This window comes from Streptomyces violaceus (genome assembly GCF_036014075.1).
In the GTDB taxonomy this organism is placed as follows: Bacteria; Actinomycetota; Actinomycetes; order Streptomycetales; family Streptomycetaceae; genus Streptomyces; species Streptomyces violaceus.
Genome location: NZ_CP107911.1, coordinates 3,408,170 through 3,420,629, shown reverse-complemented (window position 1 = coordinate 3,420,629; position 12,460 = coordinate 3,408,170). Strand labels below are relative to the sequence as shown.

Annotated in this window: 9 protein-coding genes; 8 read left to right on the top strand and 1 reads right to left on the bottom strand. The window is 71.7% G+C overall.

Annotated elements, in window-relative coordinates; all coding sequences use genetic code 11:
* Nucleotides 1-119: 119 nt before the first annotated feature.
* Nucleotides 120-695 (bottom strand): hypothetical protein, encoded by a 576-nt coding sequence (locus OG542_RS15200; protein WP_328411393.1) that lies wholly within the window; start codon nt 693-695, stop codon nt 120-122.
* A gap of 275 nt (nt 696-970) precedes the next feature.
* Between OG542_RS15200 and OG542_RS15195 the strand changes: the two genes are divergently transcribed.
* From OG542_RS15195 to OG542_RS15160, 8 genes are all read left to right on the top strand, one after another.
* Nucleotides 971-1,825 (top strand): bifunctional methylenetetrahydrofolate dehydrogenase/methenyltetrahydrofolate cyclohydrolase, encoded by an 855-nt coding sequence (locus OG542_RS15195; protein ID WP_193481612.1) that lies wholly within the window; start codon nt 971-973, stop codon nt 1,823-1,825.
* 55 nt (nt 1,826-1,880) lie between these two features.
* Nucleotides 1,881-2,369 carry a DUF3017 domain-containing protein gene (locus tag OG542_RS15190; protein WP_328417925.1) on the top strand — a complete coding sequence of 163 codons (489 nt, stop codon included), beginning with the start codon at nt 1,881-1,883 and terminating at the stop codon, nt 2,367-2,369.
* Nucleotides 2,370-2,754: 385 nt separating this feature from the next.
* Nucleotides 2,755-4,077 carry an XRE family transcriptional regulator gene (locus OG542_RS15185; RefSeq protein WP_328411391.1) on the top strand — a complete coding sequence of 441 codons (1,323 nt, stop codon included), beginning with the start codon at nt 2,755-2,757 and terminating at the stop codon, nt 4,075-4,077.
* 916 nt (nt 4,078-4,993) lie between these two features.
* A complete protein-coding gene (locus tag OG542_RS15180; RefSeq protein WP_261683108.1) occupies nt 4,994-5,983 on the top strand; it encodes a malate dehydrogenase in 990 nt (329 codons plus the stop codon).
* Nucleotides 5,984-6,281: 298 nt separating this feature from the next.
* A complete protein-coding gene (locus tag OG542_RS15175; RefSeq protein WP_328411389.1) occupies nt 6,282-7,802 on the top strand; it encodes an aldehyde dehydrogenase family protein in 1,521 nt (506 codons plus the stop codon).
* A 67-nt stretch (nt 7,803-7,869) separates the two neighbouring features.
* Nucleotides 7,870-9,402, top strand: coding sequence for a GMC family oxidoreductase (locus OG542_RS15170; protein ID WP_328411387.1), 1,533 nt, complete (start codon nt 7,870-7,872; stop codon nt 9,400-9,402).
* A gap of 38 nt (nt 9,403-9,440) precedes the next feature.
* Entirely contained in the window at nt 9,441-10,511 is a 1,071-nt protein-coding gene (locus OG542_RS15165; RefSeq protein WP_328411385.1) for a quaternary amine ABC transporter ATP-binding protein, read from the top strand.
* Nucleotides 10,511-12,460 carry an ABC transporter permease gene (locus OG542_RS15160; protein ID WP_328411383.1) on the top strand — a complete coding sequence of 650 codons (1,950 nt, stop codon included), beginning with the start codon at nt 10,511-10,513 and terminating at the stop codon, nt 12,458-12,460. Before OG542_RS15165 ends, OG542_RS15160 begins: the two co-directional genes overlap by 1 nt.

Genomic DNA, 12,460 nt, shown 5'->3' with positions numbered 1-12,460 from the left:
GCCTGAACAGCTACCACCGTCAGACTAGGGCGACGCACCAGGGCCGTGCCCCCCTCGTACGGGTGAGACACGGCCCTTGGATGTGATTGGCGTGAACTGGTCCGCTCGCCGCGGGCGGTTCAGTAACGGGGGCGGTTGAACCAGGCCTTGCCGTTGGCGTTGCCGACGAACACCGCGACCAGGATGGCCAGGACGGTGTGCACCAGGCCCACGATGACGAACGGGTAGATGCCGAGGACGGCCGTGATGATGGCGAAGACCATGATGGTGACGCGGGCGCCGTTGCCGCCGTTCTTGAACTTGGTCGCCAGGACGGCCGCGAACACCAGCCAGGCCAGGCCGAACACCACGTAGCCCCAGATCACGCCGGTCGACTGGCCGACCAGGTCCTGGAAGGCGACGTTGTCCTGGAGGGACTCGTCGTCCTTGGCGGCGTTGAGGGCCACGGCGGCGAAGGCGAAGAACACCACGCCGAGGGCCTGCAGGCCGACGATCACCCACATCATCACCTTGGCCGCGTTCACCGAGCCCGCCATCGTGGTCGGCGCGGCGGGGCCGGCGCCGTAGGGGGACACCGGAGGGGCCTGCGGGTAGCCGTAACCGGGCGCCTGGCCCTGCTGCGGGGTGCCGTAGCCAGGCTGCTGCGGCTGTCCCTGGGGAGCGCCGTAGGGGTTGTTCGGGTCGCCGTAGCTCATGGCTGATGTTCCTCCGTTGGTCCGAGTGCGGGGACGACGCGGGGCATCCGCACGGAGGAGAACCACTTCAGATTGCGACCGTCCCCCCGTTGAACTGCCCGCGGCACTTGTCATGTCATCGTTCTGCACCGGTGACGGGCTTGTCCAGCCGCATTCCCGATGTGTTGTGCAAGTGCAACATCGCTGATCATGGGCGGATACGGGAGGAGGGGCCCTCGGTGCCCGGATTGTGGCCGGATTGGAACCGTGGGCGGGTCATCCGCGAGGATGGGGTCATGACCGCCCAGATTCTCGATGGCAAGGCCACCGCAGCCGCGATCAAGTCCGATCTGACCGCCCGCGTGGCGGCGCTGAAGGAGAAGGGCGTCACGCCCGGCCTCGGCACGATCCTGGTCGGGGACGACCCCGGCAGCCAGAAGTACGTCGCGGGCAAGCACCGCGACTGCGCGCAGGTCGGTATCGCCTCCCTCCAGCGGGAGCTGCCCGCGACGGCCACGCAGGAGGAGATCGAGGCCGCCGTCCGCGAACTGAACGAGGACCCGGCCTGCACCGGGTACATCGTGCAACTGCCGCTCCCCAAGGGCATCGACGAGAACCGCATCCTCGAGCTGATGGACCCGGACAAGGACGCGGACGGGCTCCACCCCATGAACCTCGGCCGCCTCGTCCTGAACGAGCCCGCCCCGCTGCCCTGCACCCCGAACGGCGTGCTGACCCTCCTGCGCCGCTACGGCGTGGAGATCAAGGGCGCGGAGGTCGTGGTGGTCGGCCGGGGCGTGACCATCGGCCGGCCGATGCCGCTGCTGCTGACGCGGCGCAGCGAGAACGCGACGGTGACCCAGTGCCACACCGGCACGCGTGATCTGTCGGCGCACCTCAAGCGCGCGGACATCATCGTCGCCGCCGCCGGTTCCGCCCACCTGGTCCGCGCCGAGGACGTCAAGCCGGGCGCGGCCGTCCTCGACGTCGGCGTCTCCCGCAGCGCCGAGGGCAAGATCGTGGGCGACGTCCACCCCGACGTGGCCGAGGTCGCCGGCTGGATCTCCCCGAACCCCGGCGGAGTCGGCCCGATGACCCGCGCCCAGCTGCTCGTCAACGTGGTCGAGGCGGCGGAGCGCAGTGTCGGCTGAGCGGAGCGCGCGGAGCGCGGCGGGCGGCGGGAGCGTGGAGAGCGCCCGGGCCGGTCTGAGTGCGGACGCCGCCGAGGCCGGTCGGGGCGTCGAGGACGGCCTCACCGTCCGGGATCCGGTCAGCGCGCCCGACGCCGAGGGGCGGCCGCGGCGGGTCACCCGGCGGTTTCCGCTGTTCACCAAGGACACCGCGCGGCCCGAGGGCGGTGGCCGGGCCGTGTCCGGGGACGCGCCCGCGCCGGTGCGGCAGTGGCCCGTGCTCGCCGTGCTGGGGCTTGTGGGGCTCGGGCTGCTGGTGACCGCCTTCGACCAGTTCCGGCTCGGGACGCTGCTGATCGGCGTCGCCCTGCTGGGCAGTGGCGTGATGCGCTGGCTGCTGCCGGACGTCGGCATGCTCGCCGTCCGCTCCCGCTTCACGGACATCGTCACGTACGGCGGGCTGGGCCTGGTGATCGTCCTGCTGGCGCTGATGGCACAGCCGGAGCCGTGGCTGCAGATCCCGTTCCTGAAGGACACGCTGCACTTCACGGTCACCAGCGGATGACCGGACGGCGGTCCGTCCTCTCCCCCGAGGAAGGACGGGCCGCCGCCACGGACCACCCTCCTGCACGGCGAACGGCCTGTTCAACGGCTGTCAGTGCGCTGTGGCACGGAAGTGACAGTTCCGGTACTTCCTCTGGCGGATTCCGCACGAAGTGGTGCGACAACGGGTTTGGCGTGGACAATCGGGACGGTCCAGGGTGTATCGCGCGCGGTCGCCATGCTTCTGTGCGCCCCCAGTCAGGGAACTGAGATCCTGAGTGTGCGCATCCCTGTGGGTAACCAGAACGGGGACTCGGCCCAGGCCGCCAACGCGCGGGGCGAACAGCGCGGGAAATATCAGCACGACCGGGGGGAAGAGGGGGGAAGCAATGCCTCGTTGGAGGGCCTTGCCGGATGAGCTCGATCCACAGATCAGGGAGTTCACCAGCCAGCTGCGCAGACTCGTGGACCGCAGTGGTCTGAGTATCGCGTCGGTGGCGGACCGCACGGGCTACAGCAAGACGTCGTGGGAGCGCTATCTGAACGGCCGGCTGCTCGCGCCCAAGGGCGCGATCGTGGCTCTGGCCGAGGTCACCGGGACCAACCCGTTGCACCTGACCACCATGTGGGAGCTCGCCGAGCGCGCCTGGAGCCGCTCGGAGATGCGGCACGACATGACGATGGAGGCCATCCGGATCTCCCAGGCGCGCGCCGCGCTCGGGGAGTTCGGAGGACAGGACTTCGGCGACCCTTCGGCCGGCTCCAAGAGCGGCGGTACGACGGCCTCCGGCGGCAAGACCGCTTCGGGCAAGTCGGCTTCCGGCAAGTCGGCGTCCGGGGGTGACGACAAGCCCGCCCGCAGGAGCGGCAGTGCCACGGTCACGCCGGGTATCGCGGGGCCGGCCGGAGTGGCCCCGACGGTGCCGCCGCAGCCGACGGCGCCCGAGGTCCAGGACTCCTCCACCAGCGCTGGTGTGCGGGAGGACGGCGGCCGGGGCGGTGCTGCCGGGGTCAACTCGTGGGGCATAGCCGGGTACCAGGGCCCGTCGCCGTCGGGCGGGCGCTCCACCGGCGCCGGCGCCGGCATCGGCAGCGGCATCGGGTCCCGGCACGGTGCGGATGGCGGCACTCCCGCCGGCGCGCCCCACGGGCCTGCGCGGACGCCGGGTGCGGGCGCGGGCTCGTACGACCGGTCGCCGCGGGACGCCGCCCCGAGCCGGGCGAGGAGCTCCGCCGGGAGCAAGCGGCGGACCGTGACGTTTCTCGCGGGTGTCGTGGGCGTACTCGTGGTGATCGCCGGCGCGTTCTATCTCACCGGTGGCGGTGGCGACGACGAGGCCAAGGGCGGTGCCAAGTCGCCCACGCCGCGCGCCACCACGAACCCGGACCTGCCGCCCGGTGTGAAGTGCAGCGGCGACAGCTGCACCGGCAAGGACGCGGAGAGCATGGGATGCAGTGGTGACCTGGTCACCACGGCGCAGACCGCGACCGTCGGCAACACCGTCGTGGAGGTCCGCTACAGCGAGACCTGCAAGGCGGCCTGGGGCCGTGTCACCCAGGCGGCACAGGGCGACGAGGTCCAGATCAGCGCGGGCAAGGCGAAGCAGACCGGAAGCATCACCGTCGCCGGCGACGCGATCGCGTACACCCCGATGGTGGCGGTGAAGAACGCCACCGACGCCAAGGCCTGCGCGACCTTGGCATCGGGCCAGGAGGGCTGCACGGAGTAGCCCGGCAGGGCTGCGCGGAGCAGGAGAGCGGCGTCGCCGTCCTGAGGGCCGGCCGGGGCCCGGCGGGGTGCCGTGGGGTTCGGCGGGGCGCGGCTCGTGGGCGTCCGCCGTCTGTCCTCCGGCCGTCTGACGGGACTTGGCGGGGCGCGCTGGGTGTACGGCGGGAGCCTGGCTCTTGGTGGCCGGCCTGGCTTCCGGTCGGCTGCCCCGGGGTCCGGTGGGGTGCCGTGGGGTTCGGCGGGGCGCGGCTCGTGGGCGTCCGCCGTCTGTCCTCCGGCCGTCTGACGGGACTTGGCGGGGCGCGCTGGGTGTACGGCGGGAGCCTGGCTCTTGGTGGCCGACGTGGCTTCCGGTCAGCTGTCCGGGGGCCCGGCGGGGTGCCTCGTCAGCGCCGAGGCCTGTGTGCTGCCGGTCGTGGCCGATTTGCTGCCCGCGAAGGAGGCCACTGCCCGTGCTGCCCGCGCTGGAGCCGGTGTAGTAGGCGGACTGGTGGCGGGGCGGCCCGTCGGCATGTCACGGGGCGCCTCGCGGCCGGCGTCCGGTGGGCCGGCTCGGTCCCTGTCGCGGCGTCGGCGTGGGTCGGCCCCGGTGCCGGATGGCCCGGTCGCGGACCGCTCCGAACGAATTTCGGAGACGGAGGAATGGCCGGGGGAATCGGGGGCACGCGAACCGTACCCCCACGGGAGTCCGGCACGGTCGGTTCCCCCCGGCGGCCGCCTCAGTCCCCCTCTCCCGGACGGGCGGCCGCCGTTTGCATGGGCGCCGGGCGGGTTGTGGGGTGGGCCACACCGACCCGGCCGTGCGAGATACCGGATGCGCGATAGCCTGACCGCTGGTGGATCTCTTGACGCCAAGAGATCGATCAGACGTCCGGGGCAGGGACCGCCCCACCGCCAGCTGTCATACGGAGAACGCCATGACCCGCACTCCCGTGAACGTCACCGTCACCGGCGCGGCCGGCCAGATCGGTTACGCCCTGCTCTTCCGCATCGCCTCCGGTCAGCTGCTCGGCCCGGACGTGCCGGTCAAGCTGCGCCTCCTCGAGATCACCCCGGCGCTCAAGGCTGCCGAGGGCACCGCCATGGAGCTGGACGACTGCGCGTTCCCGCTCCTGCAGGGCATCGAGATCTCGGACGACCCGAACGTCGCCTTCGACGGCGCCAACGTCGCGCTGCTCGTCGGCGCCCGCCCCCGCACCAAGGGCATGGAGCGCGGTGACCTCCTCGAGGCCAACGGCGGCATCTTCAAGCCGCAGGGCCAGGCCATCAACGCCCACGCCGCGGACGACATCAAGGTCCTGGTCGTCGGCAACCCGGCCAACACCAACGCCCTGATCGCCCAGGCCGCCGCGCCGGACGTACCGGCCGAGCGGTTCACGGCCATGACCCGCCTCGACCACAACCGCGCGCTGACGCAGCTCGCGAAGAAGACCGGCTCGACCGTCGCCGACATCAAGCGGCTCACCATCTGGGGCAACCACTCCGCCACCCAGTACCCGGACATCTTCCACGCCACGGTCGCCGGCAAGAACGCCGCCGAGGTCGTGAACGACGAGAAGTGGCTGGCCGAGGACTTCATCCCGACCGTCGCCAAGCGCGGCGCGGCCATCATCGAGGCCCGTGGCGCCTCGTCGGCCGCCTCCGCCGCGAACGCCGCCATCGACCACGTCCACTCGTGGGTCAACGGCACCGCCGACGGCGACTGGGTCTCCATGGGTATCCCGTCCGACGGCTCGTACGGCGTCCCGGAGGGCCTCATCTCCTCCTTCCCGGTCACCACCAAGGACGGCAAGTACGACATCGTCCAGGGCCTGGACATCAACGAGTTCTCCCGTGCCCGGATCGACGCCTCCGTCAAGGAGCTCGAGGAGGAGCGCGAGGCGGTCCGCGGCCTCGGCCTCATCTGACCGGAGCCACTCCGCGCAGGCCCCCACCGGTTTCGGCTGGTGCGGGGCCTGTCGGCTGTCCCGGGTCGCAGTCTTCGGCGAAGACCCACCGGAGGGCTTCCGGCCTCGGACGACCTGACGTCCCTCGCACCTGATCAGCGAGTGTTTCGCCCCTGTTTGCCCGCATCTTCAGTGACACAGCGCACTTTCGGCCACGGATCGTGCATGCATCCGGGGGGCGAGGGCAGGCGCACTCGGTCTCTTAGTGACACGTGTGTGACACAAGGGCGCTGATCAGGAACGGAAGGCGAAAGCGGTCATGGCGGAAAGCAACGTACTTCAGGCGCGCAGCACCATCCACGCGGGAGGGGAGTGGCGTGCGGCCGTCTCCGGCGGCACCCGGGAGATCCTCGACCCCGCGGACGCGCTGCCGTTCGCCGTGGTCGCGGAAGGTGACGAGAAGGACACCGACCTGGCGATCGCCGCCGCCCGGCGCGCCTTCGACGAGGGCGAGTGGCCCGGCACGCCCGTCGCCGAGCGTGCCGCGCTGCTGAGGCGCGTCGCCGACCTGCTGGTGCGCGACCGCGAGAAGCTCGGGCGGCTGGAGGCCCAGGACGCGGGCAAGACCGTCGAGGAGGGCCGCGTCGACATCGACTGTGTGGCCGACGCCTTCCGCTACTTCGCCGACCTGGTCGCCGGCGAGGCCCCCGGCCGGGTCGTGGACGCGGGCTCGCCCGACATCCACAGCGTCGTCGTGCACGAGCCCATCGGCGTCTGCGCGATGATCACGCCCTGGAACTACCCGCTGCTTCAGGCCAGCTGGAAGATAGCCCCGGCGCTCGCGGCGGGCAACACCTTCGTCATCAAGCCGAGCGAGATCACCCCGATGACGACCATCGCGGTCATCGAGCTGCTGGTCGAGGCCGGGCTGCCCGCCGGCGTCGCCAACATCGTCACCGGGCCCGGCCACTCGGTCGGTGCGCGGCTCTCCGAGCACCCCGACGTCGACCTGGTCTCCTTCACCGGCGGTCTGGTCAGCGGCACCAAGGTCGCGCAGGCCGCCGCGCCCGGCGTCAAGAAGGTCGCCCTCGAGCTCGGCGGCAAGAACCCCAACGTCGTCTTCGCCGACGCCTGCGCCACCGACGAGGGCTTCGACACCGCCGTCGACCAGGCCCTCAACGCCGGCTTCATCCACAGCGGCCAGGTCTGCTCGGCCGGCGCCCGCCTCATCATCGAGGAGTCGATCCGGGACCGCTTCGTCGCCGAACTGGCCCGCCGCGCCGAGAAGATCCGCCTCGGACGCGGCACCGAGGACGGTGTCGAGTGCGGCCCGCTGGTCTCCGAGCAGCAGCGCGCCAAGGTCGAGATGTACGTCGAGTCCGCCCTCAAGGAGGGCGCGGTGCTGCGCTCCGGCGGCAAGCGCCCCGAGCCGTCCCCGCAGCGCCCCGAGAACGGCTACTTCTACGAGCCGACCGTCCTCGACCACTGCCACCGCGAGATGCGCGTCATCCGCGAGGAGGTCTTCGGGCCGGTCCTCACCGTCGAGACCTTCCGCACCGAGGACGAGGCCGTGACCCTCGCCAACGACACCGAGTACGGCCTCGCCGGCGGTGTCTGGACCTCCGACGCGGGCCGGGCCCGGCGCGTGGCCGGCCGGCTGCGGCACGGCACGATCTGGATCAACGACTTCCACCCCTACCTGCCGCAGGCGGAGTGGGGCGGTTTCGGCAAGAGCGGAGTGGGCCGGGAGCTCGGCCCGGCCGGACTCGCCGAGTACCGAGAGACCAAGCACGTCTACCAGAACCTCGCTCCGAAGCCGGTGCGCTGGTTCGCGGGCTGACCTCCCTCACCCTTCGGACCCGACCCCTTCGTCCCCGCTGGTTCATCCCCTCTGGAGCAAGTACGCCATGTCCCACCCCAGTCATGAGTACGACTATGTCGTGATAGGCGGCGGAACCGCAGGTTCCGTCATTGCCTCCCGCCTGACCGAGAATCCCGACGTCACCGTCGCCGTCATCGAGGGCGGCCCCAGCGACGTCGGCCGCGACGACGTGCTGACCCTGCGCCGCTGGATGGGCCTGCTGGGCGGCGAGCTCGACTACGACTACCCGACCACCGAGCAGCCACGCGGAAACTCGCATATCCGGCACAGTCGGGCCCGGGTCCTGGGCGGCTGCTCCTCGCACAACACCCTGATCGCCTTCAAGCCGCTGCCGGCCGACTGGGACGAGTGGGAGGCCGCCGGCGCCAAGGGCTGGGGCGCGGTGCAGATGGAGGCGTACTTCGCGCGCCTGCTCAACAACGTCGTCCCGGTCGACGAGAAGGACCGGAACGCCATCGCCCGCGACTTCGTCGACGCGGCCCAGGCCGCGCTGAACGTGCCGCGTGTGGAGGGCTTCAACAAGAAGCCGTTCACCGAGGGCGTCGGCTTCTTCGACCTCGCCTACCACCCCGAGAACAACAAGCGTTCCTCGGCGTCGGTGGCGTACCTGCACCCGGTGATGGACGAGCGGCCCAACCTCACGATCCTGCTGGAGACCTGGGCGTACAAGCTGGAGCTGGACGGCAATCGCGCCGAGGGCGTGCACGTCCGCACCAAGGACGGCGAGGAGATCCTCGTCAAGGCGCGCAACGAGGTCCTGCTCTGTGCCGGCGCGGTCGACTCGCCCCGGCTGCTGATGCACTCCGGCATCGGCCCGAAGGCGGACCTGGAGAAGCTCGGCATACCCGTGTCGCACGACCTGCCGGGCATCGGCGAGAACCTGCTCGACCACCCCGAGTCGGTGATCGTGTGGGAGACGAACGGTCCCATCCCGGAGAACTCCGCGATGGACTCCGACGCGGGTCTGTTCGTGCGTCGCGACCCCGAACAGCCGCACCCCGACCTGATGTTCCACTTCTACCAGATCCCGTTCACGGACAACCCGGAGCGACTGGGCTACCAGCGGCCCGAGTTCGGCGTCTCGATGACCCCGAACATCCCCAAGCCGAAGAGCCGCGGCCGGCTGTACCTGACCAGCGCCGACCCCGAGGTCAAGCCGGCCCTGGACTTCCGCTACTTCACCGACGAGGACGACTACGACGGCCGGACCCTCGTCGACGGCATCAAGATCGCCCGCGAGATCGCCAGGACCGAGCCCCTGGCCGGCTGGCTCAAGCGCGAGGTGGCGCCCGGCCCGGACGTGACCGACGACGCGGAGCTCAGCGAGTACGCCCGCAAGGTCGCGCACACCGTCTACCACCCCGCGGGCACCTGCAAGATGGGCGACGCCGACGACCGGCTCGCCGTCGTCGACCCCGAGCTGCGCATCCGCGGTCTGGAAGGCATACGCATCGCCGACGCCTCCGTCTTCCCCACCATGACCACCGTGAACCCGATGATCGGCGTGCTCATGGTCGGGGAGAAGGCCGCCGAGCTGATCGGCGGTGGTGACCGGTGACCGAGATCCCGACCCTCGAACCCCCCACGGAGCAGACCATGGACACGACCCCCGTCTTCTCGGTGGAGGGCCTGTGGAAGGTGTTCGGCCCCAAGGCCGAGCGCGTTCCCGCCGACCCCGAGCTCACCGCCCTCGACCCCGCCGAGCTGCGTTCCCGCACCGGCTGCACGGCCGCCGTCCGCGACGTCAGCTTCGATGTGCGCAAGGGCGAGGTCTTCGTCGTCATGGGCCTGTCCGGCTCCGGCAAGTCCACGCTGGTGCGCTGTCTGACCCGGCTCATCGAGCCGACGGCGGGCACCATCGCCATCGACGGCGAGGACGTCCGCGCCATGGACCGCTCACGGCTGCGCGAACTGCGCCGCCACCGTGCCGCCATGGTCTTCCAGCACTTCGGCCTGCTGCCGCACCGCACGGTCCTCGACAACGTCGCCTACGGCCTGGAGATCCAGGGCATGGGCAAGGCCGAACGGCGTGAGCGGGCCGCCGAGGTCGTCGCCAAGGTCGGTCTGGAAGGCATGGAGCACCGCCGCCCCAGCCAGCTCTCCGGCGGCCAGCGCCAGCGTGTCGGCCTCGCCCGCGCGCTCGCCGTCGACCCCGAAGTCCTCCTCTTCGACGAGCCGTTCAGCGCGCTCGACCCCCTCATCCGGCGCGAGATGCAGGAGGAGGTGATCCGGCTCCACCACGAGGAGGGCCGGACGATGGTCTTCATCACCCATGACCTCCAGGAGGCCCTCAAGCTGGGCGACCGCATCGCCCTGATGCGCGACGGCCAGGTCGTGCAGCTCGGCACGCCCGAGGAGATCGTGGGCTCGCCCGCCGACGACTACGTCCGCGAGTTCGTCCGGGACGTCCCGCGCGAGCAGGTCATGACCGTCCGCACGGCCATGCGCAACCCCTCGGCGGACCTGGACGGCAGCGGACCGGCCGTCCGGCCCGACGCGACGGTCTCCGAGGCGATCGAGGCGGTCGCCCGCGCCGGCGTTCCGGCTCGGGTCGTGGACGAGGGCCGGTGCGTGGGCATGGTCGACTCCGACACGCTGCTGGGCGTCGTCGCCGGTACGGAGCAGCCCGCTCCGCCCGGGACGGAGCAGCCCAAGGAGGCGGTCTGATGGCGACGATCACCTCGTCCCCGCCGCGACTGGGCCTGCCCGGCATCCTCAGGACCCCTGCCGTCCGCAAGCTGCTGCTGCTCGCCCTGGCCGCCGCGATCCTCGTCCCCCTGGCCAGCGCCCGCTGGGCGAGCGGCAGCTGGCCGAGCGCCCTGACCGTCGACTTCTCCGAGCCGCTCGCCAAGGCCAGCGACTGGATCATCGACAACCGCGACAGCCACCCGCTGTTCCTGTACTTCTTCGGCCACGTCAGCAACGTCGTCGTCATCGCCGTACGAGCCGTCTACCTCGGCCTCCTGGCCGTCGGCTGGGCGGGCGTCACGGCCCTGGGCGCCCTGGTCGCCTGGCGCGTCGCGGGCATCCGGCTCGCGCTCGGCACGGGCGTCGCGTTCCTGGCCTGCGGCCTGCTCGGCATGTGGGTGCCGACCATGCAGACGCTCGCCCTCATGGTCGTCGCGGTCCTCGCGTCGGTCGTGGTGGGCATGGTGCTCGGGCTCGCCGCCGGGCTGTCCGACCGGATGGACCGCCTCCTGCGCCCGGTCCTGGACACCATGCAGGTGCTCCCGGCCTTCGCCTATCTGCTGCCGGTCGTGCTGGTCTTCGGCATCGGCGTCCCGGCGGCCGTCCTGGCCACCGTCATCTACGCCGCCCCGCCCATGGCCCGGCTGACCTCGCTCGGTCTGCGCGGTGCCGACAAGGAGGTGCTGGAGGCGGTCGAGTCGCTCGGCTCCACCGCACGCCAGCGGCTGCTGACGGCCCGTATCCCGCTGGCCCGCAAGGAACTCCTGCTCGGCCTCAACCAGACGATCATGATGGCGCTGTCGATGGCCGTCATCGCGGCCGTCATCGGCGCTGGCGGTCTCGGTGACCGCGTCTACCAGGCGCTGGCCTCGGTCGACGTCGGTGCCGCGCTCGCCGCCGGTATCCCGATCGTGCTGCTGGCCGTCGTCCTGGACCGTGTCACGGGCGCGGCGGGGGAGCGGCTCGGCGCCGAACCGGAGGCCCGGCGCGGGCTCGGCTGGCTGTACGCCCTGGCCGCCTTCGTCGCCGTGGCGGTCGCCGGGCGTCTGGCGGGCCGGCTCGACTGGCCCGAGGCCTGGGTCGTCGGCATCGCCGAGCCCGTGAACCGCGCGGTCGACTGGATGACCGCGCACCTGTACTCCGGCGTCCCCGTGGTCGGCGGCACCGCCGACTGGGCCGGCCACTTCACCACCTGGGTCCTCGACCCAATGCGCGACGGCCTGCAGGGGCTGCCCTGGTGGTCGGTCCTGCTGATCGTCGCCGCCCTGGCCTGGGTGATCGGCACCTGGCGCACCGCCCTCACCGCCGTACTCGCCATGGCCGCGATCGGCGCGCTCGGCGTCTGGAAGCCCTCCCTCGACACCCTGTCGCAGGTCCTCGCGGCCGTCGCCGTCACTCTCGTCGTCGGCTTCGCCACCGGCATCGCGGCGGCCCGCAGCGACCGTCTGGAGCGGCTGCTGCGCCCCGTCCTGGACGTGTTCCAGACGATGCCGCAGTTCGTGTACCTGATCCCGGTCGTCGCCCTGTTCGGCGTCGGCCGCGCCCCGGCCGTCGCGGCCGCGATCGTGTACGCGCTGCCGGCCGTCGTCCGGATCACCACCCAGGGCCTGCGCCAGGTCGACCCGGCCGCGCTGGAGGCGTCCGGCTCGCTCGGCGCGACCAGCTGGCAGCAGCTGCGGCAGGTCCAGCTCCCGCTGGCCCGCCCGGCGCTGCTGCTCGCCGTCAACCAGGGCCTCGTGCTGGTCCTCGCCGTCGTCGTCATCGGCGGCCTGGTCGGCGGTGGCGCGCTCGGCTACGACGTGGTCTTCGGCCTCGCCCAGGGCGACCTGGCGACCGGTCTGGTGGCCGGCGCGGCGATCGTCTGCCTCGGCCTGATGCTCGACCGGGTGACCCAGCCCACCGAACGCCGCGCGAAGAAGGGAGCGTGA

Excerpts from the sequence above, each read along its gene's own strand:
- OG542_RS15200 (WP_328411393.1), bottom strand. The coding sequence starts at position 695 with ATGAGCTACGGCGACCCGAACAACCCCTACGGCGCTCCCCAGGGACAG.
- OG542_RS15195 (WP_193481612.1), top strand. The coding sequence starts at position 971 with ATGACCGCCCAGATTCTCGATGGCAAGGCCACCGCAGCCGCGATCAAG.
- OG542_RS15180 (WP_261683108.1), top strand. The coding sequence starts at position 4,994 with ATGACCCGCACTCCCGTGAACGTCACCGTCACCGGCGCGGCCGGCCAG.
- OG542_RS15175 (WP_328411389.1), top strand. The coding sequence starts at position 6,282 with ATGGCGGAAAGCAACGTACTTCAGGCGCGCAGCACCATCCACGCGGGA.
- OG542_RS15170 (WP_328411387.1), top strand. The coding sequence starts at position 7,870 with ATGTCCCACCCCAGTCATGAGTACGACTATGTCGTGATAGGCGGCGGA.
- OG542_RS15165 (WP_328411385.1), top strand. The coding sequence starts at position 9,441 with ATGGACACGACCCCCGTCTTCTCGGTGGAGGGCCTGTGGAAGGTGTTC.
- OG542_RS15160 (WP_328411383.1), top strand. The coding sequence starts at position 10,511 with ATGGCGACGATCACCTCGTCCCCGCCGCGACTGGGCCTGCCCGGCATC.